The following is a 25,656-nucleotide window of genomic DNA, read 5'->3' as shown; positions in this document are numbered from 1 at the left end:
CGAGCTTACTCTGCCAATTGAGTATATTCATTCAATAAGCGCTTCAACAATTGCATATCGTCAGGTATTTCAACTTCCCAGCTCATTTCTTCACCACTATCAGGATGAATTAATCCGAGCCGACGGGCATGTAAGGCTTGACGCTTGAAATGGTTTAAAAATTGTTTAAATTCAGCATTGCAATCACGGGGTAATCTCAAACGTCCTGCATAAACCTGATCGCCCACCACTGGAAAGGTCAAATGCGCCATGTGCACACGAATTTGATGCGTACGTCCGGTTTCCAGCTTCACTTGCAAACAGGTATAACCTCGATAACGTTCTTTTATGCGGTAGTGAGTAATGGCTTCTTTGCCTTTGCTGACACTGAATCCGGGATTGTTCATGACAGCCATTTTGACGCGATTGACAGGATGACGTCCAATTGCCGCTTCGACCGTACCACCACTGATCATTTCACCCTGAACAATGGCTTCGTATTCTCGCTCAAAGGCGCGATTTTGTAATTGTTTAACTAAATGTGTCTGGGCTTGCAGGGTTTTAGCGATAACCAGTAAGCCCGAAGTGTCTTTATCCAGTCGATGCACTATGCCTGCTCGAGGGACATTGATCAGTTCGGGACAATGATGCAGTAAGGCGTTTAACAGCGTACCGGTGTGGTTGCCCGCCGCTGGATGCACGACCATGCCAATGGGCTTGTTGAGCACCAGAATACTTTGATCTTCATAAATAATGTCTAAAGGAATTTCCTCAGCAAGCCATTCGCCTTGCTGTTCTTGCTCGATAGTCACCCGCAGTGCTTCACCACCAAGCACTTTGGTTTTGGACTTGCATTCTTCTCCATTAAGGAGAATTTTTCCTTGTTTGATCCATTGTTGTAATCGAGAACGGGAAAATTCAGGCAGTAATTTTGCCACCACTTGATCCAGACGTTGCCCATAGGCATCCTCTGGAATTTCAAATTCTCTTTGTTCTATGCCTTGTTCCACATTTTTTTCTATAGTGGGGGTATTTTGTTCTATTTTCATCTGTGTAAGTATAACCTATTTCTTGGTGATATTTAGACATAAAACCAGTATACTAGGCGATTTTAAAATATTGATTATCAGGAATTACTTCGACTTATGTTTCAAGGAATATTTCAAACGCTTATGTTTCAGCAAAAAGTGACCGATATGTCCAAGGGCATCTATCAAGTTCTTTTTAATGCACCGTCAAGCCGTATTCGTCTATTAATTTTACTCATTATGCTCAGCGTATTTAGCAGTGGCTGTTCAATGATCAAGTCTTGGTTGCCTGAAGAAACAGATAAAACCAAAAGTTGGTCTGCCAGCAAACTGTATGCTGAGGCAAAGGCTAATCTAGCCGATGGCGAGTACAAAACGGCCATCGAGCTTTATGAAACCCTCGAAGCCCGCTATCCGCATGGTGCTTATGCCCAGCAAGCGCAATTAGAAACAGCCTATGCGTATTATAAATTTGATGAGCCTGAGTCAGCGATTGCTGCCGCTGATCGTTTTATTAAGTTGCACCCACGTCATGCCAATGTTGATTATGCGTATTATTTACGAGGTTTAATTACTTTCCCTGCCCGAAAGAGCGTTTTTGAGTTTTTATTCCCTCAGGATGAATCTAAGCGTGATCCCAATTCATCACTGGAGTCTTTTAATTATTTCAGTGAATTAAGCAGTAAGTTCCCTAATAGTAAATATGCTGCTGATGCCATCTTACGGATGCGTTACCTGAGAAATAAGGTCGCCAAGCATGAGTTGCACGTTGCTAACTATTATATGAGACGTGGTGCCTATATTGCTGCGGTGGATCGCGCCTCTTATGTTGTAGAGCATTATCAACGCACACCGGCAGTGAGTGAAGCATTATTGCTCATGGTAAAAGCCTATACAGAATTAGATCAGCCGCGCCTGGCTCAAGATACACAACGAGTTTATAATGCCAATGCCCATAAATTCCATGAGCAAGTATTTTATGAAGAAGAAGGGGTTATTCCAGGTATTCCTGACTGGATGAAGCCATCAGAATAAGACCGTTCCCTCCTGAAAATTTATTTGTACCCATAAAAAAGGCCGCTATCAATAGCGGCCTTTTTTGTATTTAACTGTTCTCTCAGAGAATATTCTCAGAGAGAAAGCTTAGCTTCAGGGATAAAGGCGTTAAATAGCATCGTTATCAGTTTCACCGGTACGAATGCGAATCACTTTTTCAATTGCAGTCACAAAAATTTTGCCATCACCAATTTTTCCAGTACGTGCAGATTCTGTAATCGCTTCCACAGCACGCTCAAGCATATCTTCCTGCACAACAATTTCCAGCTTCACCTTAGGCAAAAAATCAATCACATATTCCGCGCCACGATAAAGCTCAGTATGTCCCTTTTGACGACCAAAGCCCTTTACTTCTGTCGATGTCATGCCTGTCACACCGAGCTCAGACAATGCTTCACGTACATCATCCAGTTTAAATGGCTTAATAATCGCTTCAATTTTTTTCATTTTTATTATTCCTTATAACACCTTGTTGATTATGAACAAGGATTCAAAATTATTATGTCAGTATATTACATCAATTAAACAGCCTTGGATAGAGATAGAAGTCCCCTAAGTCTGCAAATTTGGCTAGTCAAACATTAGCTGGCAATGATAAACTTTGTTTTATGAAAAGTTTTATGAAAAGTTTTACTTGATTACCCATAAAGCTCCGCCATTTTTAGGAGCTTTCCATTCATAGGTGGCGTTTTCATCGCCACGCATAAAAACCTTGGCATCATGTCTTTTAAGTTAAAGCGTCTATTAAACCGATAACAAAATTCAGCAAGATACCGAGGTAAATGTTTTGAGTTAATGGAATGATAGCTTCCCTTCATAGAGTTTTTAATATTACCTATCATAGTGTTAACCCAGATAAACTCAATTTTATCAACACTTGCCGCACCACCACCCGTGACGATTGGAACATGCTTACAGTCAGCTTCTTTAACCGCAGGAAAACAATTTAACCCATCTGAGTAAACAGTACTTCCAGGTGTTAAATGAGTTTGTGCCCATCGTTTTATTTCACTGGATTTAAACCCTTTAAGCACATTTAAATTCATTGCAATCGGGTGTCCATCTTCATTAGTAGAAACGGCTGCAACGAACGGTGTTTTATTTTCTGAACCACGACCTCTGGAGCCGCCTCTGTGCTCACCACCCCAGTAGGCATCATCAATTTGAATGATGCCTGATAAAGGTTTACTGTCATCACGTTCTTTCATAACCTGCATGATCTTTTGTTTCATACTCCAGGCTGTATTGTAGCTTACCTTAAGCTGTCTCTTTAATTCTAATGCTGAAACCGCTGTCTTCAATTGAGTCATAAGATGAATCGCTAAAAACCACTTAGATAAAGGCAGTTTGGTACTATCAAATATTGTCCCACAGGTTGCTGATGTCTGATGATGACAATGGTGGCACTGATAAAGATGGCGATGTTCTAGAGTGCAATAAGTCTTATTGCCACACTCTGGGCAAACAAATCCATCAGGAAATTTCCATTTAAATAAGGCTTGTCGGCACTGTTTGTCAGTGCCATAATCATTAAAAAGCTCAAATAAACTATAACCTTCTTGAAACTGAATTTTATTTTTTGACATCATTCTACTCCACACATAATCTATACTTTAATTATAGTATAATTATAGTATAATTATAGTATAATTATCGAAATATGGCGGAGCTTTGTGGGTAATCAAGAAGTTTTATGAAAAGTTTTATGAAACTTTTTGCAATAAATTGTATAACGAGTGTCCATCCGTTTATTCTAAAATTATTTGATAATTTTGACCGTAGGGTGGGCACGCTTTTTGTGCCCACGCTGAAAGTGTACATAATAAGCGCTTGAGTCAGCGTGGGCAGATAAAGCCATGCCCACCCTACGGTTCTTTATATAAAAAAACCTATTTACGGATGGGCACTAACTAATTTAGTATAACAAGGAGAGCCGGCTTTTGGATGCCCAAACAATTATTGATGACATGAAAGTATTACCTGAAATTGATGCTGAATTTGAGATCCAGCGACGTATTACATTTATTCAAACGCAACTCAAACAATCAGGACTCAAACACCTTATTCTAGGTATCAGTGGCGGTATCGACTCAACCACTTGTGGTCGTTTAGCGCAACTTGCAGTGACACAGCTTAATGAACAGGAAACTGATGCCAACTATCAATTTATTGCGGTTCGCTTACCTTATGGCGTGCAAGCAGATGAAGTCGATGCCCAAACATCGTTGGCCTTTATTAAGCCTGACAAAAGTTTAGCCGTTAATGTTAAACCAGGCGCGGATGAAATTCATCGTGAGTCCTTAAGTGCGCTTGAAGAACAAGGCTTATTAACACAATCTGAATTTGCCATTGATTTTGCCAAGGGCAATGTTAAGGCTCGCACACGTATGATCATTCAATTTGAAATTGCAGGAATTTTAGGTGGCTTAGTCATTGGTACCGACCATTCTGCTGAAAATGTCACCGGGTTTTACACAAAATATGGTGATGGCGCTTGTGATCTAGCCCCATTATTTGGCCTCAATAAACGCCAGATAAGACAAATAGCTCAAACATTGGGCGCACCGCTACAACTGATTAATAAAACACCAACCGCCGATTCAGAGTGTCACACCCCTTCTAAAGCAGATGAATTAGCGTTGGGTATCAAATATGATCAAATTGATGACTTTCTTGAAGGCAAAGAGATTAATGCAGAAATTAAAAAGAAAATCATACAAATCTATACCAACACGCAACATAAGCGCCAAGCAATTCCGACGATTTATGGATAATTAATGTCCAGCCGTTTATTCTAGACTGATTTGATAATTGTGATCGTAGGGTGGGCACGCTTTTGTGCCCCACACTGAAAGTATGAATACAAGCTATTGAGCCCGTGTGGGCAGATAAAGCCATGCCCACCCTACAAATTATAACTCACTCCATTAATGCCAACATTGCCTTGCCCATTTCTGCCGGTGAACGAGTAATACTCACCCCAGCGGCTTCAAGGGCTTTGAATTTTTCTTCTGCAGTACCTTTACCACCCGCAATAATTGCCCCCGCATGTCCCATGCGTTTGCCCTTAGGTGCGGTGACGCCAGCGATATAAGCGACGACTGGCTTGGTCACATTTTGCTTGATATATTCAGCGGCTTCTTCCTCTGCGGTACCACCAATTTCACCAACCATAATGATACCTTCGGTTTGTGGATCTTGCTCAAACAAGGCCAAGCAATCGATAAAATTCATACCATGAATAGGATCACCACCGATACCAATACAGGTACTTTGCCCTAGACCAGTTATTGTGGTTTGATGAACGGCTTCATAAGTTAAAGTGCCTGAGCGGGAAACAATACCGATTTTACCTTTAAGATGAATTGAACCCGGCATAATACCAATTTTACATTCATCTGGGGTAATCAAGCCCGGACAATTAGGGCCGATTAAATACACATCATCGGGCAAGCCTGCTTTCACTTTCAACATATCAAGTACAGGAATACCTTCTGTGATGCAGGCAATGACTTTAATTCCAGCGTTAGCCGCTTCTAAAATGGCATCCGCAGCAAAAGGTGCAGGCACATAGATCATTGTGGCATTGGCAGCAGTTTGCTGCACCGCCTCTTTCACGGTATTAAACACCGGCCTCTCCAAGTGCATCTGACCACCTTTGCCCGGTGTTACGCCACCAACCAGATTGGTTCCATAAGCAATAGCCTGTTCGGAGTGGAAAGTACCTTGCTGACCGGTAAAGCCCTGACAAATAACGCGAGTTGATTTATTAATTAGGATAGACATTATGCATTTTCCTCGCTCTTGTTGGCTGAAGCAGCCTTTACCACTTCAACCGCCGCTTCAGTAAAGTCACCTCGGGAAATAATATCCAAACCACTCTGTTCCAGTAATTCACGCCCCAGCTCAACATTCGTGCCTTCAAGACGCACTACAACCGGCACGCTGAGTGTCACTTCTTTAGCGGCTGCAATAATCCCTTCAGCAATTAAGTCACAACGGACAATACCACCAAAAATATTAATTAATATGGCTTTAACATTGGGATCAGAGAGGATCAGTTTTAAGGCTTCTGCGACACGTTCTTTAGTAACACCACCGCCCACATCTAAAAAGTTGGCCGGATCACCGCCATTGTTTTTGATGATATCCATGGTTGCCATTGCCAAACCTGCACCATTGACCATACAGCCAATATCACCATCCAAGGGTACATAATTCAATTCAAATTCTTTGGCACGATTTTCTTTATCATCTTCTTGTGAGGGATCACGAAATGCCTGCATATCTTTATGACGATAGAGGGCATTGTCATCCAGAGAGATTTTGGCATCCAGAGCAACCACTTCACCACCCGAACCATTATCCTCTGTGACAACCAATGGATTAATTTCCACTTGAGAGGCATCTTTATCCATAAAGATTCGATACACACCTTGCATGACTTTCATTAAACCTTTTTGTTGCTGTGGCGATAAGTGCATGGCGAAGCCTGCCTCACGCACCTGATTAGGCATCAGGCCATTGACCGGATCAATTGATAGGGTAATGATTTTTTCTGGTGTATTGGCAGCCACTTCTTCGATATTCATGCCCCCCGCTTCAGAGGCCATCATCGTCACTCGCTTAGAGCCACGATCAACCAAAGCACCCAAATAAAGCTCCCGAGCAATGGAGCTGGGAACTTCAATCATCAATGTATTGACTGGTTGACCCTGAGCATCGGTTTGAAAAGTGACTAATTGAGTACCCAGCATTTTTTCTGCAAAGGCTTTGATTTCGTCTATCGAATGGGCTTTGATAACACCACCGGCCTTGCCTCGACCGCCAGCATGTACCTGCACTTTCACCATCCATTCATTGCCACCTAATTCACTCACCGCCTGCTCAATTTCATCCACTGAGTTTATTGTGCGGTTTTCGGGGACAGGAATACCATAGTCAGAAAAAACCTGTTTTGCCTGATACTCATGTAAATTCATGATATTTCATCCATATTATTGTGTTTCTTATTAAAAGCAGACCTAAGTGCCGAGCAGTTTGCTTAATTTAGCGTTTCATTTTAACCTAGCTCAGAGTATTTTAGCTTAGGCTCAAGGCATTTTAACTTAGCTCAAGACATTTTAACTTAGCTCAAGGCTGTTGATAAGCTATTTTGAACTTGCTTTCATGTTATTTTACAATTTTAGATAAAAAAGAATGGCATTTCTGATATGATTTAGCCTACATCATCACTCTTTAAATTTTACAGGGATCACTTGTGAGTCGCATTTTATTGATTTTAGGTATTCTTTTCCTTGCCTGGATGGGCTATCGTTTTCTCAATAAAACGTGGTCAACTCGAGTCAAAGAAGTAGAAAAAAGCACGTCAGGATTCACAGCAACAGCCCAAAGCCGTGCAACAAGTCAAATCTTGCGCCTATTGCAAGGTTCACATCCCTGAGGCAGAGGGTATTTATAAAGATAAGCAATTTTTCTGTAGTTATCAGCACTTAGACAGCTATCTTGACCATAAAAAATAGCAACGGCTGATATTATGTCCTCTTCAAAAATGTCTGATAGCAAACAAAATATTAAAGAATCTCTTTTTTCTACCAATTTTCAAACAAATCTTTCTCAAGAACAAAAAGCTTGGCGGCCCTTACATTTATTAAACTTATACCGCCTGCTTATTTCTGGTATTTTTGTTGCGCTTATTTTTTCCAATACCGAAATAAGACCCTTTGGTCTCATTCATCCTGAACTTTTCAAAATTGTTAGTTTTGGCTACCTCATTGCCAGTATTCTAAATGGTTTTTACTATTCGCTGGCGCTGGCCGGCATTATGGTTTCAAACTCATGCGCATATATTACTGGATTTTGGCGCCATTATTCTGATTATGCATGCCAGTGGCGGTGTCACTAGTGGTGTTGGATTACTTTTACTGATTCCCATTGCCGCTATCAGTATATTATCGATGGGGCACTCCTCCATTTTTACGCCGCGCTAATGACTTTAATCTTATTGCTTGATCAGGTATATTTACAGTTAACCCAAGAAATAACAACCACTTATGCACAAACAGGTCTGCTCGGGGGTATTTTATTTTCATTGCTTTTTGACTAATTATCTAGTCAAAAAACCGAAGAAAGTGTTGAAATAGCCAGCCAGAGAGAGGTTGATCTGGCCAATATGGAACAACTCACTCAATTCATTATGCAGCGAATGCAAACCGCCATTATCGTTGTCGATTATCAAGCTAAGGTACAACTTGTTAATGAAACAGCCATTAATTTACTTAATATAAAAGAAACGACTGATGCTAATAAGCCTAAGCATTTATATGACTATTCACCCGAATTAGGTGATACCTTTCTATCGTGGCAAGAGACACAGGACTATCAAATTCATAAAATTAAACAGGAAAACTCGGTTTCTGATTTAAATGTTAAGTTTGCGGCTTTAGGGGCTCAAAGTGAAAGCGGCACCGTTATTTTTATTGAAGACAATGCCGAACTCACCCAACAAGCCCAGCAATTAAAATTGGCTTCACTTGGGCGCTTAACTGCCAGTATTGCACATGAATTACGCAATCCTCTCGCCGCCATTCGCCATGCAGGCGAGCTATTAGGCGAATCGCCCACATTAGAAGAAACCGATAAACGTCTAACAGAAATCATTGATAAACAATCTATTCGCGTCAATGACATTATCGGCACGGTATTGATTTGAGTCGCCGTCAACAAGCTGAACAGGAAACAATCAACCTATTTCAATGGATTCAGGAATTTTTGAGTGAATACATACAATTACCTCAGGAACGATTTTATCTGAAATTTGAAAGTGAAGACCTCGAAGTCCAATTTGATCGCCAACATCTACATCAAATATTTAACAATCTCATTCAAAATGCCCTAAGACATACGATTGAGCACAATCACCACTTTCGTCCTATCGTCGTCACTGTTGGCGTGGATGCCCTGAGCAAAAATATTTATCTGCAAGTCATGAATTATGGCATTTCAATCCCCGAAGATGATATCACTCAATTGTTTGAACCTTTTTTACGACTGAAGCCTCAGGCACTGGTTTAGGCTTATACATCTCCCAGGAAATGGCCGTATGTAATTCTGCAAAACTGGAATATATTGGTATCAAGGAAGGTGCCTGCTTCCAACTACGTTTTGCCGATTCCAGACGCCAAAAGCAATAATGAGATTTTTTCATTAAATAGTGCTATTATTTTTACACACTTCAAAAAAATTCAAAAAACATTACATAAATGAACAAACACCTTGCCCTTATTGTTGATGATGAGCCCGATATTTGTGAACTGCTAGAACTCACTTTAAATCGCATGGATATCAATACTCTTTCAGCAGGTGACTTAAAGTCCGCTTACAAAATTCTAAATGAACATAATATTTCTATTTGTCTCACTGATATGCGCCTGCCTGATGGCAATGGCATTGAATTGGTAAAAAGATACAGGAGCAATCATACGACATCCCGGTCGCGATGATTAGCGCTCATGGTAATATGGATACGGCAATAGAAGCACTCAAAGCCGGGGCATTTGATTTTGTATCCAAGCCATTGGAATTAGCTGAACTCAGAAATTTAGTGAATTCAGCAATTAAGCTAGCTGATAAAAACCACTCAAAGAAAAGTTTCCAAAGCAAACGAACAAGCCGAGAGAATAGTGAAGAAGAACAACCGCTACTATTGGGTGATTCGTTACAAATGCAACAAACTACAAAATTAATCAACAAATTGGCAAAAAGCCAAGCCCCAGTTTATATCAGTGGAGAATCTGGGACGGGTAAAGAATTAGCCGCCAATCAAATACATAAAATGAGCTCCCGCTCTGATATGCCTTTTGTCCCTGTCAACTGCGGTGCCATCCCCTCAGAATTAATGGAAAGTGAATTTTTGGCCATACTAAGGGTAGTTTTACTGGTGCCAATAAAGATAAACAAGGCCTATTTCAAGCTGCCAATGGAGGCACTCTATTTTTAGATGAGGTTGCTGACTTACCATTATCAATGCAGGTTAAATTACTCAGAGCTATACAAGAAAAAGCAATCCGCCCTATAGGCGCACAAAAAAAGAAGAAAAAATAGACGTACGAATTATCAGTGCCACTCACAAAGACCTCAAGAACCTTGTTGCTGACGGCAATTTTCGTCAAGATCTTTACTATCGGATTAACGTCATTGAGTTACCCATGCCACCATTAAGAGCTCGTGTAAACGATATTTTACTTTTGGCTGAGTTTTTTTGAAGCAGCAAACCTATAATGGCAATCAATATACTATTTCCCCGAAGCGGCTGAGACCCTGATGTCTTATTCATTTCCAGGTAATGTGCGGGAATTAGAAAACATCTTAGAACGAGCTACAACGTTGTGCGATGGACTCATTATTCAGAATACTGACTTATCATTGCGTTCAGAACCTCTATCCGTTCCAACCAATCAATCAACTCAAACCGAAAAAACAACTGAAAACTTAGTCTCACCCTTAAGTGACGAAGAAAAATAAAAATGCCCTAGAAAAAACTCGATGGAATAGAAAGGCGGCAGCAGAATTACTAGGGTTACTTACAGACAATTTCTCTATAAGTTGAAAAAATGAGCTTGGACCAATGAGAAGCATGATACTCGATAAATTTAAAGCATCTGCAATACATCTCACAATAAGTGCCATTATTATTGGCGTTTTTCTTTTCCTGGTTTATTCTATTTGGTATCCCTACCCTTTGTACGTTACCGAAGGTCTATCAGAAATCACCATTATTCTATTGGGTGTTGATTTAGTGTTAGGCCCTATTATGACGCTCATTCTCTATAGAAAAGACAAAAATATTTGCTTTTAGATCTATCCATTATAATTATCATTCAGTTCAGCGCCTTTGTATACGGGGTCAATAGCATTGCCGAGGGCCGTCCCGTTTATTTAGTTTTTGCCACCGATGTTTTTAAAACCGTATCGCCTAACATGATTGATATCAACACATTAAAGGATAGCACTCTTAGATATTCTTTATTCAGTAAGCCAATTTATATTTATGCCACAGCACCTAAAGATCCCAAAAACGCACCCGATTGATGTGGAGTACCCTATCTGGGGCAAAGATATAGAACAACTACCGGAATATTATCAATCATATAATAAAAATATTGATAAAGTTATGAGCAAGCAATTTAGGTATAATAATTTTTTAAAAAAACACCCTGACCTGCAAAACATTCTCATCTCAACATTACACAAATATAAACTAACTCAAGCAAACTCTGCATTATTCCTTTTATTAGGAAGAAAAAGAAACCTTTGTCATCATCGATTTAGCAACAGGCCATATTATTGATTTTATCAATCCAGCCGTTTTGTAAGCCAATTGTCACTATAAAACATTTATTGTGTTATTTTTGTCACTTATTGACAAAGAAAAATGATCACTTCCCCGTTATTCGACATAAACAATCACACACAGAAATTTGGCATGGTTAGTGCTTTATTATAATCAAACAGTTCCCCCTACAAACAAACCAATTTTATTTTTAGGAGCATTACATGAAAAAGTTATCCCAAGGTTTTACACTTATCGAATTAATGATTGTTGTAGCAATTATCGGTATTTTGGCTGCAGTAGCCATTCCCGCATATCAAGACTACATTGCCCGCGCCCAAGTTACGGAAGCTGTCAATCTGACTGGTGGCCTAAAAGCTCCGGTTGCTGAATTCATTCAGAGCACAAACTCAATGCCTGTATTGTCCGATGTAGGTGCAACTAATTTAGCCGGTGCAACAGGTTCTGTGTAGCAAAATATGTTGACTTTTAACTATTACAGGAACCACAAGTAGCTTAACAATTCAAGCCACCATGAGAGCAACAGGAGTTAACACCAACATATCCAGTGGAACGTTCGCTATGACTACAGTAGATACTGGTCAAACATGGGATTGTGGTAGCATAGGCAACGCAGCAGCTGGCACAAATATCGGTAACCAATATTTACCATCCGCTTGTAAGTAAAGTTATCTCAATATTGGAATGCCTCCTTTACGGAGGCATTTCTATTTATGATTTCAAAAAATATTATATACATATTCCTTTTATTTTTTATTAGCTTTAACATGGCTATTGTTTCAACAGGGATATCCAATAGTTTTATTCTAGATGATGTGCCTAATTTAAGGGGCTTATCTAATTTACAAGACTTTCCCTCTTTTGATCAAATATTAGCATTTATTTTTCACAATACACATGTTAATAGCGGACGCCCTGTTTCATTTCTTTCTTTTTTTTTTCCAAGTATCTGACTGGCCTAATCCTGCACCTTTCAAACAAATTAATATTTATCTACATTTATTCAATGGGATATTAGTTTACTGGTTCATTCAATTATTAATAAGCCATTCACTAAAAAAATCAATACCTCTTTTATCAATAGGAATCACGGCTCTCTGGTTAATCTCACCAATCCAAGTTGATACAGTCCAATATGTTGTACAACGAATGACGATGCTCGCCAGCACGTTTATGCTGCTCGGTTTAATCGCTTATATGTACGCACGCACACGATTATCAGAAATTTCAAAAGCTATACTTCTTCTCTATATTGTATTTGGCTCATGCTTGGTATTAGCCGTTTTTAGTAAAGAAAATGGACTACTGCTAACCACACTGATCGTTTTACTGGAATATAGCCTCTTTAAAAAAATGACTCGCCCTCGATTCTATAAAGTATGGTTTTCAATTGCGATTATACTGCCAATTTTTTATTTATTGCTTTATTAATCTATCGTAGTGAGAATACTATTTTTTACACCTATCGTGGTTTTAATGCTATTGAACGTCTTCTCACTCAACAGGGGATAATCTTACACTACATTTCATCTGTAATAGCACCGACAACCAGTAAGTTAACTCTCTTCTATGATGACTATCCAATTTCCAGTGCCTTATTTTCTCCTCCTATCACCTTTTTCTATTTGTTAATTAATTTAGGATTGATTGTCATTGGAATAAAGTCACTGAGAAAATGGCCTTTATTCATTGGAATTTTATTCTTTTACATCAATCATTTAATGGAATCCACCTTTCTACCTCTAGAACTGTATTTTGAACATCGAAACTATCTTGCCATACTAGGAATTTCAATTAGCATTTTTTCCAGTGTTTATTATCTTCAACAATTCATCCACAAAAATCCATTGCCATTTTAATATATGCAGTCCCTTTAGTGCTTGTTGTTACATCTATATTAGTCAATATACAACAAAATATAATTTGGAAAAATCCATTGTATCAAGCACAACAATGGTATCAAAAGCATCCATTGTCACATCGAGCTCATGGTCATTATGGCATGCAATTAAATAAAAGTGGTATGTATAATGATGCCATAAAATTCTACGAGTCAACCTCTGACCTCTTTCCAAACGATCCGACAAAATCATTACTATGGCTTGAAATAAGCTGCAACCCAAAAGCAAAACCTGCCCCCGACAAACGGAAATTGCTACACATTGTACAGCATGGTGCGCATTATAAAGAAACCATTGCTATCCTACTTGATTTCATACAACTTTTGAAGCAGATAAATGTCCTGGTGTTAGCATTGAATATTTTTTAAAAATAGTTAAGTCAGTTATGAATAACTCAAAATACAAAGGCAAAGCTGAATCAATTAATCTACTTATTATTGAATACAGAGCCTACCAACTATTATCTAACTATAGACAAGCATCCAAGGCACTAGAAAAAGTACTTTTGACAAAAAAGAGAGCCGATATATTATCAGCCCTAACTGAAAAATACATTTTGTTAAATCAGATAGATGATGCCCAGAAGATGATAATAGTATTAAAATCTTTTTGCTCAGAAAATCCGATTAAATGTGCTTATTCAAAAAGAATATTAATTTATTGGAAAAAATGATCCTTCACAATAAAGCAAGAACACCTATTCAACAACATCAGAGAAAATAATTACATCTAATATATGTAATTATTTGAACAAAAAACTGAATAAATTCTCTTTTACAAATAATTACTTTTCAAATTGTGTTAAATAATAATGAAAAAAAAACTATCCTAGTATTAACTTCAAGTTTTCCAAGATGGGAAGGTGATACTAAATCTTGTTTTGTCTATGAACTTAGCAAAAGATTATCAAAAGAATTCAACGTTATTATTCTTGCTCCACATGATAAAAATTGCAAGACTAATGAAACTTTCGGTGGTTGTAAAATATACCGTTTTAAATATGCACCTGAAAAATTTGAAGTTTTGGCTTATAATGCTGGAATATTATCCAATTTAAAACACAATCGTTTAGCTTACTTGCTTATTCCATTTTTTTTGTTGCACAGTACATTTCAATTAAAAAAAATATTAAAAGAATATAATATTGATCTTATTCATGCTCACTGGGTCATTCCACAAGGTATGACTGCAATGATTGCTTCATACTTTTCACAAAAAATATCGTCTATTAATAACCACTCATGGTGGCGATCTATTTTCACTTAATTATAAAGTATTTCATTTTCTTAAACAAAAATTTTTCAGCAAGCCGATTATATCACTGTTGTTAGCAATGCAATGAAACGACATATTATCTTAAATTACACCAATATCCATAGCCATACTTCAGTCATTCCAATGGGTACGGATTTGAAAAAAACATTTATACCGAATAAAAAAATACAACGAAATGAAGACCAAATTGTTTTTGTTGGAAGATTAGTAGAAAAAAAGGTCTCACAGAATTATTAAATACAATGAAACTTTTGATTGAAAAATCATCAAAAATCAAACTCATAATCATAGGTTCAGGTCCAGAAAAAAAAACACCTAATAAAGCAAGTAAACCAACTAAATATTAGTTCTCATATCTCTTTTGTGGGTCACCTTCCCCCCGATAAAATTGTTGATTATTATCAAAAAGCATCCATAGCTGTTTTTCCTTTTAAAGTTGCCGAAAATGGTGACCAGGAAGGTTTTGGACTTGTAGTTATTGAAGCAATGGGATGTGCTTGTCCCGTCATTGCAGGCAATGTTCCTGCAGTACACGACTCAGTTATCGACAAGCAAACAGGTTTGCTTGTCGAACCGAAAAAACACACAAGCATTAGCAGATAAAATCTATCATTTACTCAAAGATAAAAAACTTCAAAAGAATTATCATTAAATGCATATAAAAACGTTGTAGAGAAATATGACTGGGATAGAATCAGCAATAAATATGCTGACATAATTAAGAATTTATTATGAGCATCATTTTAATTCCTTATTGGCTTCCATATCAAACCACATAGCAAAGAATAGAAATTGAAACCCCATAATAAGTAAAAAAGCAGAAAAAAAGAGCACTTGTACCTGCGATATTATCTGTAAATATTCTAAATATTACGAGATATAAACCTAAGCCCCCTCCACAAGGAATCAATAAAGAAGCCATAAAAAAAAAAAGACTAAGGGGTGAAAATCTCGGATAATATATTTATGCAGCATTCGATACCAAAACAAGCGGAACAACAACCAGGAAAGTTTTGGAATCATTCTCATCGGCTTAATACCAGAATGCTCTCAATATTATATATAGGTCGAATGGGAACATCTTTAACTCTGAAGTTATGAATATTTAATCTCACTAATAAATCATTAGGTTGACCATAACGCTTATAAGTTTTATCCCAATCAATTGCTTGTAAAGCATTTTTTGAAATAGCTGTGTAGCCTGATTGTGAATCTTTTACATGCCAATAACCTGATGCAATTTTGGTCAGCAAACTCAAAGCTGAGTTGCCCAAATAACGAATCTTAGGAATCATTTCCCATGCTTGCCCACTACTTAATCTATCACCTTTAGCATAATCATAACTTTCCTCTATTATAGGATCGAGTAACAATGGTAATTCTTCTGGATCCATTTGAGCATCACCGGCCATCACGACAGCAATATGAGCATCAAGTTGTAAAGATTTTTTATAACCCGTGCTGATAGCACCACCTACGCCTTCATTTTTTTTATGTTGAATAACCAATATACGACTGTCTTTTAAAGCATAATTTTGTGCAACTTCATAAGTATTGTCAGGACTATTATCATCAACAACGATAATAGTATCCACAAAGTCAGGCAAGCCCTCTATCACTTGCCCCAAAAGCTTTTCTTCTTTATAACATGGAATGACAATAGATATTTTATTATGCTTATACAAACTAGTTTCTCTTTTTATAAATAATATTTTTGAAATAACTTATTTTACTTGAGTTTTTTGTCAAAATCTTTAACAATCTGCCTCACTCGATGTTCCCAGGTATTATCATTTGCATAACACAGTACATTATTACTACATTTCTGTAACTTATTTAATAATTCTGATGTATGGGAAAAGCTTTGTAAAAATTCTTCATAATTCATTGACAAACCAAGTTTGTTTTTTTTTATAAAATCACCCATCACACAATCCGAAAAGCTAAGCAGTGGCACTCCAAATCCCACTGCCTCAAAAGCTTTATAAGGCATAGCCAAATAACGATACGAATGAGAAGGATAAAGCATTAAACAAGCATCAGAAATAGCATAATATTCATGTAATTGATTTTTATCTTTACCCACGATAACATCTACATTCAGAAAGTTCCATTGGTAATAGCTACCATATTTATCCCACTCATTCTTGCGAATAATTATAATCAAATGAATATTGTCTCGGCCACCGATTAAGTCGAGCATTAAGCTAATATCATTTAGTGGTGGCGATATGCCGCCAGAATATAACAATGTTATTTTTGATTGTATATTTTTTTTAGGAGCCAAAGGGCTTATTTCATTTATTTTAGGCGTATCACAACCGGGTAAAAGGACTTCATACTTGCTCCGCTCTTTTTCCCCCATAAAATCAGCTAATTCAAGTGATGGAAGATAAATTATATCAAATATCTTATTAAACAAAATCCATTCTAATTTGAAACAGCCCTTTAAGAGTAGTGCAACCAGAAAGAAGTAGTTTTCAAATAAAAATCTCCTGCCCAAAAAGCATCACGATAAAAAACAGATAGTTTAATGCCTCTTTTTTTTAATCGCCACAGATTCAATAGTCTGAAAAAATTCGCCAATCTTTTTCTATAATCCGCTGAATAAAAAAGGTCTATTAATAGATTCAAGATACAATCCTTTAACCCCATTTTGAGGGATATTTTTAAATCTCTGTTTCCCATTTCTGATCAATAAATTTTTACCAAACGCTTCTTTAAAAGCCAATTCCATCATATAAGGACGTATTTTGCTCGCGTTATTAATTGCTCCTTCTTGCTGTTCATAGGGATAAACAAAAATAATTTTATCCTTTTTATTTGTCATCTAATGCTCTTGTCAGTATGTTTTTCACCAATTGAGACGCTCTATAGTCAATTAATAATGCAGCAGGAAAACTAATTGAAGAAGCAGAAAACATTCCACCCCGTGAGCCACTTGGCTCACGAACAACCATATCTGCACCACCACCTTTATTCATACCACTCGCAATAATATAACAGTCTTTTTGGAGCCGAACGCGATAATTTATCTGTTTCCCACCCAGAAGCGCCTGCACCATACAATCCATTCGCCAAGCCAAGTCTTCCTGGATCATAACTCCAGCCCTTCTTCGGAGTATTTTGTAACAATGACTGTTCTCCAAAATATGGATAATCTGGATGAAAATGAATATTATTAAAAGCCCAATGCTCAGGTTTTTTACCTTGTATGCTGCACATGTTCTGATGTGTCAACACTTTTCCGGACAGTTTTCTAAATATTTTTTTTGGCTGTTTCAAGTGATTTTTGTCATTTTGTATTTCCTATCATTTTAGTTTCTCATGTTAACTTTAAACAGATGAAGAGAAAGGGCTTTGCCCTCTGGAACGATAGAGCCGTTCCATTCACCCAAAGGTATTTTCACAACGGTAATGATCCTGTTACAATATCTTCACGGCACAGGCTGAGGAGCCGATGGCCGTCAACGGTAATGGGCGGCATTTATGTCGCCTTTACCCCTCTTCAATCAATCGATTTAAGCTATTTCCTGCTGTATTTCATAATCGACTGGTGACAAATAATCATTAGCCGAATGAAGTCGCTCCCGATTATAAAATACCTCAATATATTCAAATATTGCCTGCTTTGCTTCTACTCTGGTTTTGAATCGACAATGGTGCGTCAATTCAGTTTTCAAACTATGAAAGAAGCTCTCTGATACAGCATTGTCCCAGCAATTTCCTTTGCGGCTCATAGACTGAATTATGTTATGATCCGACAATATTTTTCTATGACTATCAGAGGCATATTGGCTACCTCGGTCAGTATGCCAAAGCAATCCATCCATTGGTTTACGCTTCCATATGGCCATCAGTAAAGCATCATTGACTAGCTTGGCTTTCATTCGCTCATCCATCGACCAGCCAACAATTTGCCTAGAGAATAAGTCAATGACAACCGCTAAATATAACCAGCCTTCCTTGGTGGCAATATAGGTAATATCACCCACATAGTAGCGATCAGGTTGAGAGACAGTAAACTCTCTTTCCAGTAAATTTGGAGATATACGCTTATTATGCTTGGAATTAGTCGTCGCTTTAAAGCGTCTCTTCGTTTTACAAAACAAACCGGCTTTTTTCATTAATCGACCAATTCTCCGGCGGCTTATATGAACGCCTTTTTCAGCCAGTTTTCTTTTTAAGACGACGGGTTCCATAAGTCTTGCGACTGTCTTCAAACAGTTTTTTTAGCTGCTCAGTAAGCGCTTCATTTTCTTTCTCTCTATCCGTTTTAGGAGAGCTAACCCAATCATAATAGCAACTACGGGAAACATCCATAAAACGGCACAGAATCGTTACCGGGTAATCTTTAGCCTGATCAGTTATCCATGCGTACTTCACAAAGTTTCCCTTGCAAAGTACGCTGTGGCCTTTTTAATAAATCACGCTCCTGAATCACTTTTGCCAATTCTTTTTTCAGACGTTTTACTTCATCATAAATGTGTTCATCACTTCTATTGGCTACCGTCTTCACCGGTTTGGAATATTTACTGATCCAGGTATGTAGAGTATTTACATTAACACCTAGCTCCCTGGCAGTCTGAGAAACAGGTTGATCCGTCTCATTAGCTAATTTGACAGCTGATTCTTTAAATTCTGATGTATAGCTTTTATTCGTTTTTTTTTGTTTGATCATTCATTTTAGGTCACACTTTTTATCTTTTTTAGTTTTAAGTTGTGTGTCCGGTTAAGTATAGCCACATTAGTTCCATAATCTCTCATAGTAAAGCGAACACCTATAAGTTGAGTTTCATCGGCATAATTTTTCTGAAAAGAAAGGCTGATACAACGGCTTGAACCATCATCAAAAACTCAATTTGTCGGTAAGTTTAGTATTACCTGATAAATTCAAAATCCAAAGATTTTGTTCATTGTGAACTTTTTTAAAGTTTCAAACATATCTGAAGACCAATATTCACAATGAGACGACAAGACAATACATTGATAGTTATTCAATATTCTTGGATTGTAAATCATAACCACTTATCATATCATATGCGATATTTTCTCTCTCTAGCCAGGCTAACAACCGCCATTCTGAACTTGCTAAGTGATTAGTAAATGGCTGATATACAGTGGACCCCATTGTCAAGACAGCTTTCTCAAATATTAAGATATAATTCTGTTGGTTATTTATAGTATTAGTCTTATCCACATATCCACAGGTCTGCCAGTAGTCCAGAGACGCTTGCGATATATCTCAGGGCTACTGGCTTGGCCTGTGGATATGTGAATAAAACGATTGCCAATAAAGTTGATTATCCTCTCATCATGCTGCCCGTTTTAAGTCTGGAACAACTTCTTTCATCACGCCATAGATCTCTGCAGGCGTTTTTCCACCGTGTGTACTGTGTGGTCGTTCATGGTTGTAAAACTCAAAATATTCCTTTAATGAGCTCTTTAGCTCATCAATACTTTGGTAATCCTTGAGGTAAATTTCCTCATATTTTACACTTCGCCAGAGTCGTTCAATCATAATGTTATCCATTGCTCTGCCTTTGCCGTCCATGCTGATTTTTATATCATTGGCCTTTAGAACACCTGTAAATGCTCTGCTAGTATATTGAGCACCTTGATCCGTATTGAAGATTTCTGGCTTTCCATATCGTCGCAGTGCTGTTTCCAGACTACTGATACAAAAGCTTTCTTCCATGCTGGTTGACACTTCCCAGGACAGCACAAAACGGCTACTCCAGTCCATAACAGCACTTAGGTAGACAAATCCATGTGGCATCCGTAAATACGTGATATCTGTGCACCAAACCTGGTTATTCCTATTAATATCAATTCCTTTGAGCAAATATGGATAGAGGTTATTTACTTTGCAAGGCTTGCTGGTATTGGGTTTTGGTGCCACTGAAACCAATCCCATGATCCGCATAAGCCGTTGAACTTTTTACGATTAATTTTATAACATTTCAATCTTAATGCATTACGAATTTGACGACTGCCATAGAATGGATTTATGTACAACTCATCAATCAAATTCATTAATGTTAAATCTTTATTTTGCAGAGGCTTTTTAGGTTGATAGTAATAGCTTGAACGGTTCAGGCCGATAAGCTCACATTGTTTTTTGATGCTCAACTGAGGGTGCTCTTTTTCTATGCAACACCGCTTTTCTGCTCTACTCAGTTGAACATCTTCAACTTTTTGACAGCCAGTCAGCCTCTACTTTTAGTTGACCTATTTGGCTGTACAGGTGTTCTTTTTCCTTTTCATGTTCAGCATCTTTATTCTCTAATTTTTTGAAAAAGTATCGGCTGCACCATCAAGCATCTGCTTTTTTCCAGCTATTGACCTGGGTGGTGTGCACTTCAAATTCTGACGCAATTTCTGCGACTGTTTTTGACCTTTCAAAGCCTCAATGGCTACTTTTGCTTTAAATTTGTTGTTGAATGTTTTTCTTTTTGTGCTCATTTTTTTGTCCAGGGTCGTTTAATTGATTTGCAGGCTGATAAGAAAAAACTTTCTTGATCCATTCAATTATGAAATTGGGTATGAATTTCACAACCCATTCAACCAAACGAATATAAACTAATCGTTTTTGAGAAATAAAGTCTTCTGCCTTACGATCTTCATTATTTCGGTAACGGCTACGCCCACCCCAAATATTATACGATTGCCAAGTATTTGTGCTAGCCAAAACCAATAATTTAGATTGTTGATGATTTATCGAAGAAACAATAAAAGGAATAGCAAAAGTTTCATTTTTTGAAGTTAATAATACACTATAGAGGCCTGAGAGACAGTCTTCAGGAAGAGTATATGAAAAACTTTCTTCCCAGCTTAAACCACTCTCAACGAAATGATCATCTGGTGTTGACTGTTTTTGTATTTCATGTTTTCCCAGTTCAAGAATGATTTCTTTTTCCAAACCATGGCGAAAAACATTGACACCATATAATTCTGGAGCATTAACAAATACAGATATTTTTTCTCTTGGTGTAAACCAAAGCTTATTTTGATAAGCCACTAGTTTTTTTCCAAAAGCCGTATTTTTTTTGGCAATGAATGATAAGAATATTTTTAGATATAAATCCTGGTAATGAAACATAAATAATATCGTTGGAGTTTAATTCAGAAAAGCTCCACTGACCGTTTTTATCACTATAATTTTTTTTTTGTAACAATTGAATTATTTAACACTTCAAATAAAACATTGCATAACGGTAGTGCTAACTGAGCACAACATACAGAGCCATTTTTCATCATTTATAATTTAATTCAATTAAGGGTTCTTCCAGTATTGCTTCAACTTTTACAAGGTCCTCTTGAGAAAAGTCATTTCTCCAACGTCCAGAGTGAGAATGCGAAAGGTCAATGTTAATGAGTTGTGAATGGTATTTGATTCCCCAAAAATTGCATATTTCTCGAGTGGTTAATTCAGTGTTTTCCACTAAATTTTCCAAAGAACATTCAAAAAAAGAGTTCGATGGTATATTCAACTTTATTTGTTTCCATTTAAGAAATAAATCTCTGTATATTAAAGCACATTTCTCTGCAGTGGATGGCATCCAAGTCTGATTAATAAAAGATGCTACAACATCTCTTGGATCTCGATAAATATACAACATTCTTGCTTCAGGTAATATTTCAAGAATTTTATCAAACCAAAGGATATTCCATGTATTTTTTTCAAGATAATATAATTTATTTTGCCTAGCGTTAACATCTTGCATAACTTGTAATAAAAACACTCTCAAAATTTTAATTAATTTATCCCTATTAAAATGAGAGTGATAATACATTCCTTGTGTTCCCCCACGTTCCAATCCAATCCAACGTGCTTTATATTGAAATTGATTAAGTTGTGTAATTAAATTTTCAACATGAAACAAAAATTGTGGTGATATCTTAGAAACAGAAACCCCCGAATATGCTGCTGTAACTTTAAATTTAAAGTGAGTTTTTATAAATATCTGTTCGTCTATATAACGTAATAATTTATCATACCAGGAAGATTTAGCAGTTTTAAGCAATAAAGCATTTAAGCGTTTAATATAAACATCATAATGATAAGGCGACCAAAAATCAGAATTGTTGAGAAAATCAATTATGCCATCAGGATCGATTAAAAAACGCCATTCGGGAACGTCCGTTAAATCTGGATGCTTAGCAAACATCTTTGATACTATCGTTGTCCCTGACCTACCAGACCCACCAATTAAGCAAACTTTTACAGGTTTATGAGCTAACATTAAAACATTTCAACCAATTTCCATAACTAATAATTTTCCAGGGCAATTGAGAAAAACTCTTTTTTCCAGAAAAAATATCATTCATATTAGAACGAATATTACTATTTACTACAGATGATGGATGCTCTATTGCCTGCGTTATCATTTGTAAAAAAAAATCTTTAGCTTCTGACTTCATCCAAATCTCTTCGGCGGTGGAAAAACCTATCTTATCATGACGATTGTAAATTTTTTCAGGAATATAGTTTTTCATTGCATCTCTCAAAATACGTTTAGACACCCCTTGTTTGAATTTATACTCTGTTGGTAGAGAAAGACTTTTTTCCACTAAATTATGATCCAAAAAAGGGACTCTTGCCTCAACAGAATGAGCCATAGAGTTTCGGTCTTCTAAGTGTAATAATGATTGTAAATTAATAGATTTAGTTTGAGCTATACTAAATTGTTGAAAAGAAGACGTACGAGAATTTAGCAACAAAAAAGGATCTCGTTTATCAACCAGTGATTCTTTAAAATCAAACCATGGGGGTGTTATTTTATTATCCGTAATAATGTTTCGAATGATACCACTAAAACGACCTTTTACAAATGGATTAACAACCCGTTGAAACAAAGAAAAATATGATAAGCCCGAATTTTTTAGAATAGCTTTATATTCCTCTGAAAAATCACTCCAATGCCCCTTACAAATCTTTTCTGCAAGTAAAACGCCCCAAAAGGAGGCATAGCCTCCTAATTGTTCATCAGCCCCTTGACCATCAATCATCACTTTAACTCCTTGTTCATGAGCTAACTTGAAAACACACCACTGTGCAAATGTACTTGTTGAACGAAAGGGTTCATCTTGTGAATAGGTGAGCTCATTTAAAGAGTTTTCCAATAAACTAGCAGTTGGTGTAATGAAATATGCATCTAAACTCTGAGCCTTTACAACGCAATCAATCCATTTTGACTCGTCAATCCGTGGATCATGGGATAATGCAGAAAAAGTTTTTTGAGTTTGATTGTTTTTTTTCAAACTATTAATAACACCCACAATTGAGGATGAATCAATTCCTCCAGAGAGGCAAGAACCTACTGAAACATCAGCTTGTAAATGCATACTAACAGAATTGACAAATAAATCCTTATAGCTATTTTTTTCATCATTATATTCTAAAAAGGTAAACTAAATGATAAGCTGTACCACATTTTTCTCAAAGTATTAATTTTTTTATTTGATATAGTAAGTTTAAGTATTTCTCCGGGAAGAACCTGGTATACACCTTTAAAAAAGTTTCATTCGTGTGATCAATTAGTGACCAGTTTAAAAAATCATAAACAATTTGATAATTTTGCGTTGCTTTCCATGTATTTATAGCCATAAATTGTTTTATTTCTGAAGCAAAATATATGCCTCTATCATTTTGAAAGTAATAAAGAGGTTTTATTCCAAAGCGATCACGAATAGCATAAAGAGTATTAGTTTTATTATTAAAAATGATAATACTAAACATTCCTTCAAGCTTGGAGATGCAAGATTCCCCCAAAAAGACCATGCATTTAAAATAACCTCCGTATCAGTTTGAGTCTTGAAAATAAATCCTTCTTTATTTAATAAGACACGTAATGCCTTGTAGTTATATATTTCACCATTAAAAATTATTGTCAAATTGTTATCATGCGAAGTCATCGGTTGATGCCCGGCAGATGTCAAATCAAGAATAGATAAGCGTCTATGCCCTAAACCAACATTAAACTGTTTGTAAGATTCTTCATCATAATGCTTAAAATCATGTTTATCTCTCGAAAAAGTCATTGATAAATCAGAAGAAAAAGATTTTAAAAAAGCCTTCATCATCAGGACCTCTATGAATAATAGTATCATTCATAGAAATTAATTCATTTATATTTACTGAGTTTGTAGCAATAATTGCTGTCAAGCCGCACATAAGTTAAAAGTTTAACTCCTATTTTTTTAATTAAGCCTTAAAAGATAAAATAAAATCTAATAATGACTTGGAAAAAAGTGGGAAATTAATGTCTGCATTAAAATGTTTTTCCCAAGTTTTAAATGCATTAAAACTTTTAATATTTAATTTTTCTCTTGAAAAAATTATTTCTTTCAATACGTTCGAAAGATATTTGGCATCAATTTCATTTTCCAATAAATATCCATTTTCAGAATTTATGATTTCTGAAATACCCCCGACGTTTCTAGCAAGACAAGGAATGCCAAAACTCATAGCTTCCATTATGGAGACAGGGATTCCTTCGCTATCGCTTACGTTAACAAAGAGATTAAACTTATCCAATTGATATCGTTCTAGAATTTTTTCATTCTCCAAATGCCCATTAAAAAAGACATTAATATTAACATTATTTATTTTACATAAGCCATCTTCAATAACACGCATTTCTGAACCGCTTCCAAAATGATGCCATTCGATTTCTTCTTTTATATCATTTAACTCAGATAATGCATCAACTATCAAGTCAAGCCTCTTTAAAGGAATAATGCTTGAACATGATACAATCTTAAACACATCTTCAGTAAGACAATTAATTTTTTTAGAATTATTTGTTATAGTACCCAGTTTAATAACAAATAATTTCTTGCGGAGGCCAGGAATATCCATGTAAAACTTATCAGTTAAATGCTCATATCCATCATATGAAACACAGTATAATCGATCTATCATTTCCAGCGTAGCTTTTGAAAAGGAATATAATTTGTTTTATGTTGATAATCATATAAATCATAGCCATGAATTCTAGAAACCACTTTGATATTTGGAAATTCATTTTTTAGAAGACATAAACCTAAAGAGGCGGAAGTA

At 36.5% G+C, this 25,656-nt stretch carries 28 protein-coding genes and 6 pseudogenes; 17 read left to right on the top strand and 17 right to left on the bottom strand.

Annotated elements, in window-relative coordinates:
- Positions 1–5: 5 nt before the first annotated feature.
- Positions 6–1,028 carry a 23S rRNA pseudouridine(1911/1915/1917) synthase RluD gene (gene rluD, locus JEU79_RS10915; RefSeq protein ID WP_198264146.1) on the bottom strand — a complete coding sequence of 341 codons (1,023 nt, stop codon included), beginning with the start codon at positions 1,026–1,028 and terminating at the stop codon, positions 6–8.
- A 123-nt stretch (positions 1,029–1,151) separates the two neighbouring features.
- Here rluD and JEU79_RS10910 point away from each other — a divergent pair, with 123 nt between their 5' ends.
- Positions 1,152–2,042, top strand: coding sequence for an outer membrane protein assembly factor BamD (locus JEU79_RS10910; RefSeq protein WP_246540169.1), 891 nt, complete (start codon positions 1,152–1,154; stop codon positions 2,040–2,042).
- A 129-nt stretch (positions 2,043–2,171) separates the two neighbouring features.
- Here JEU79_RS10910 and JEU79_RS10905 read toward each other — a convergent pair whose 3' ends face one another.
- Both JEU79_RS10905 and JEU79_RS10900 read right to left on the bottom strand, forming a co-directional pair.
- Complete coding sequence (locus JEU79_RS10905) at positions 2,172–2,510, bottom strand: P-II family nitrogen regulator (RefSeq protein WP_198264145.1); 339 nt, start codon at positions 2,508–2,510, stop codon at positions 2,172–2,174.
- 191 nt (positions 2,511–2,701) lie between these two features.
- A complete protein-coding gene (locus JEU79_RS10900; protein WP_198262526.1) occupies positions 2,702–3,649 on the bottom strand; it encodes an IS1595 family transposase in 948 nt (315 codons plus the stop codon).
- Positions 3,650–4,003: 354 nt separating this feature from the next.
- Between JEU79_RS10900 and nadE the strand changes: the two genes are divergently transcribed.
- Positions 4,004–4,837 carry an ammonia-dependent NAD(+) synthetase gene (gene nadE / locus JEU79_RS10895; RefSeq protein WP_198264144.1) on the top strand — a complete coding sequence of 278 codons (834 nt, stop codon included), beginning with the start codon at positions 4,004–4,006 and terminating at the stop codon, positions 4,835–4,837.
- Positions 4,838–4,982: 145 nt separating this feature from the next.
- Here nadE and sucD read toward each other — a convergent pair whose 3' ends face one another.
- Both sucD and sucC read right to left on the bottom strand, forming a co-directional pair.
- Entirely contained in the window at positions 4,983–5,849 is an 867-nt protein-coding gene (sucD, locus tag JEU79_RS10890) for a succinate--CoA ligase subunit alpha (protein ID WP_198264143.1), read from the bottom strand.
- Positions 5,849–7,045, bottom strand: a complete 1,197-nt coding sequence (gene sucC / locus JEU79_RS10885; protein ID WP_198264142.1) for an ADP-forming succinate--CoA ligase subunit beta — start codon at positions 7,043–7,045, stop codon at positions 5,849–5,851. Before sucC ends, sucD begins: the two co-directional genes overlap by 1 nt.
- Positions 7,046–7,323: 278 nt before the next feature.
- Between sucC and JEU79_RS10880 the strand changes: the two genes are divergently transcribed.
- From JEU79_RS10880 to JEU79_RS10830, 15 genes and pseudogenes are all read left to right on the top strand, one after another.
- Positions 7,324–7,506 (top strand): hypothetical protein, encoded by a 183-nt coding sequence (locus JEU79_RS10880; RefSeq protein WP_198264141.1) that lies wholly within the window; start codon positions 7,324–7,326, stop codon positions 7,504–7,506.
- Between the two features lie 93 nt (positions 7,507–7,599).
- Positions 7,600–7,968 (top strand): hypothetical protein, encoded by a 369-nt coding sequence (locus JEU79_RS10875; protein WP_198264140.1) that lies wholly within the window; start codon positions 7,600–7,602, stop codon positions 7,966–7,968.
- Positions 7,910–8,053 (top strand): hypothetical protein, encoded by a 144-nt coding sequence (locus JEU79_RS29080; protein ID WP_484637454.1) that lies wholly within the window; start codon positions 7,910–7,912, stop codon positions 8,051–8,053. Before JEU79_RS10875 ends, JEU79_RS29080 begins: the two co-directional genes overlap by 59 nt.
- A 182-nt stretch (positions 8,054–8,235) precedes the next feature.
- The gene (locus JEU79_RS10870; RefSeq protein ID WP_198264139.1) at positions 8,236–8,775 is read left to right on the top strand and encodes a histidine kinase dimerization/phospho-acceptor domain-containing protein; all 540 of its coding nucleotides are present in this window, start codon (positions 8,236–8,238) and stop codon (positions 8,773–8,775) included.
- Complete coding sequence (locus JEU79_RS10865; protein WP_198264138.1) at positions 8,772–9,137, top strand: sensor histidine kinase; 366 nt, start codon at positions 8,772–8,774, stop codon at positions 9,135–9,137. The genes JEU79_RS10870 and JEU79_RS10865 overlap by 4 nt, the downstream gene beginning before the upstream one ends.
- Before the next feature lie 188 nt (positions 9,138–9,325).
- Positions 9,326–10,166 (top strand): annotated as a pseudogene (locus JEU79_RS28545) (sigma-54-dependent transcriptional regulator).
- Positions 10,100–10,327: a sigma 54-interacting transcriptional regulator gene (locus JEU79_RS28540; protein ID WP_425511172.1), complete on the top strand. Its 228-nt coding sequence runs from the start codon at positions 10,100–10,102 to the stop codon at positions 10,325–10,327. The pseudogene JEU79_RS28545 and the gene JEU79_RS28540 overlap by 67 nt, the downstream one beginning before the upstream one ends.
- Positions 10,328–10,385: 58 nt before the next feature.
- Complete coding sequence (locus JEU79_RS29075; protein ID WP_484637088.1) at positions 10,386–10,586, top strand: AAA-type ATPase lid domain-containing protein; 201 nt, start codon at positions 10,386–10,388, stop codon at positions 10,584–10,586.
- On the top strand, positions 10,570–10,671 hold the full coding sequence (locus tag JEU79_RS28535) for a helix-turn-helix domain-containing protein (protein ID WP_425511145.1): 102 nt from the start codon (positions 10,570–10,572) through the stop codon (positions 10,669–10,671). Before JEU79_RS29075 ends, JEU79_RS28535 begins: the two co-directional genes overlap by 17 nt.
- Positions 10,672–11,618: 947 nt before the next feature.
- Positions 11,619–11,867, top strand: a complete 249-nt coding sequence (locus tag JEU79_RS27430; protein ID WP_198264137.1) for a pilin — start codon at positions 11,619–11,621, stop codon at positions 11,865–11,867.
- Positions 11,868–11,928: 61 nt separating this feature from the next.
- On the top strand, positions 11,929–12,081 hold the full coding sequence (locus tag JEU79_RS28530) for a hypothetical protein (protein WP_198264136.1): 153 nt from the start codon (positions 11,929–11,931) through the stop codon (positions 12,079–12,081).
- Between the two features lie 1,270 nt (positions 12,082–13,351).
- On the top strand, positions 13,352–13,684 hold the full coding sequence (locus JEU79_RS10845; RefSeq protein WP_198264135.1) for a hypothetical protein: 333 nt from the start codon (positions 13,352–13,354) through the stop codon (positions 13,682–13,684).
- A gap of 17 nt (positions 13,685–13,701) precedes the next feature.
- The gene (locus tag JEU79_RS10840; RefSeq protein ID WP_198264134.1) at positions 13,702–13,989 is read left to right on the top strand and encodes a hypothetical protein; all 288 of its coding nucleotides are present in this window, start codon (positions 13,702–13,704) and stop codon (positions 13,987–13,989) included.
- A gap of 125 nt (positions 13,990–14,114) precedes the next feature.
- Positions 14,115–14,582: a glycosyltransferase gene (locus JEU79_RS10835; protein ID WP_198264133.1), complete on the top strand. Its 468-nt coding sequence runs from the start codon at positions 14,115–14,117 to the stop codon at positions 14,580–14,582.
- A gap of 324 nt (positions 14,583–14,906) precedes the next feature.
- A pseudogene (locus tag JEU79_RS10830) lies at positions 14,907–15,194 on the top strand (glycosyltransferase); the annotation flags it as partial.
- A 422-nt stretch (positions 15,195–15,616) separates the two neighbouring features.
- Here the strand turns inward: JEU79_RS10830 and JEU79_RS10825 are convergent.
- The 12 genes and pseudogenes from JEU79_RS10825 to JEU79_RS10770 all read right to left on the bottom strand — a co-directional run bounded on the left by JEU79_RS10825 (position 15,617) and on the right by JEU79_RS10770 (position 25,518).
- A complete protein-coding gene (locus JEU79_RS10825) occupies positions 15,617–16,276 on the bottom strand; it encodes a glycosyltransferase family 2 protein (protein WP_246540164.1) in 660 nt (219 codons plus the stop codon).
- Positions 16,277–16,320: 44 nt separating this feature from the next.
- A complete protein-coding gene (locus tag JEU79_RS10820) occupies positions 16,321–17,013 on the bottom strand; it encodes a glycosyltransferase family protein (protein ID WP_198264132.1) in 693 nt (230 codons plus the stop codon).
- A 171-nt stretch (positions 17,014–17,184) separates the two neighbouring features.
- Positions 17,185–17,421, bottom strand: a complete 237-nt coding sequence (locus JEU79_RS10815; protein ID WP_198264131.1) for a hypothetical protein — start codon at positions 17,419–17,421, stop codon at positions 17,185–17,187.
- Entirely contained in the window at positions 17,411–17,575 is a 165-nt protein-coding gene (locus tag JEU79_RS10810; protein ID WP_198264130.1) for a hypothetical protein, read from the bottom strand. The genes JEU79_RS10815 and JEU79_RS10810 overlap by 11 nt, the downstream gene beginning before the upstream one ends.
- A complete protein-coding gene (locus JEU79_RS10805; protein WP_198264129.1) occupies positions 17,568–17,876 on the bottom strand; it encodes a hypothetical protein in 309 nt (102 codons plus the stop codon). The genes JEU79_RS10810 and JEU79_RS10805 overlap by 8 nt, the downstream gene beginning before the upstream one ends.
- A 236-nt stretch (positions 17,877–18,112) precedes the next feature.
- Positions 18,113–19,272: pseudogene (locus JEU79_RS10800) on the bottom strand (IS3 family transposase).
- A gap of 633 nt (positions 19,273–19,905) precedes the next feature.
- Positions 19,906–21,056, bottom strand: a pseudogene (locus JEU79_RS10795) (IS3 family transposase).
- Positions 21,019–21,693 (bottom strand): N,N-dimethylformamidase beta subunit family domain-containing protein, encoded by a 675-nt coding sequence (locus JEU79_RS10790; RefSeq protein WP_198264128.1) that lies wholly within the window; start codon positions 21,691–21,693, stop codon positions 21,019–21,021. Before JEU79_RS10790 ends, JEU79_RS10795 begins: the two are co-directional and overlap by 38 nt.
- A 154-nt stretch (positions 21,694–21,847) precedes the next feature.
- Positions 21,848–22,837, bottom strand: a complete 990-nt coding sequence (locus JEU79_RS10785; protein ID WP_198264127.1) for a sulfotransferase family protein — start codon at positions 22,835–22,837, stop codon at positions 21,848–21,850.
- Positions 22,824–23,957: pseudogene (locus JEU79_RS10780) on the bottom strand (asparagine synthetase B family protein); the annotation flags it as partial. The pseudogene JEU79_RS10780 and the gene JEU79_RS10785, both read right to left, overlap by 14 nt.
- A 76-nt stretch (positions 23,958–24,033) precedes the next feature.
- A pseudogene (locus JEU79_RS28525) lies at positions 24,034–24,635 on the bottom strand (asparagine synthetase B family protein).
- Between the two features lie 163 nt (positions 24,636–24,798).
- The gene (locus JEU79_RS10770) at positions 24,799–25,518 is read right to left on the bottom strand and encodes a glycosyltransferase (protein WP_198264124.1); all 720 of its coding nucleotides are present in this window, start codon (positions 25,516–25,518) and stop codon (positions 24,799–24,801) included.
- Between the last annotated feature and the right edge of the window lie 138 nt (positions 25,519–25,656).

This window comes from sulfur-oxidizing endosymbiont of Gigantopelta aegis, from assembly GCF_016097415.1.
Taxonomy (GTDB): Bacteria; Pseudomonadota; Gammaproteobacteria; order GRL18; family GRL18; genus GRL18.
Note: the sequence above shows the minus strand (reverse complement) of the source record. Positions and strands in the feature narration are given on the sequence as shown.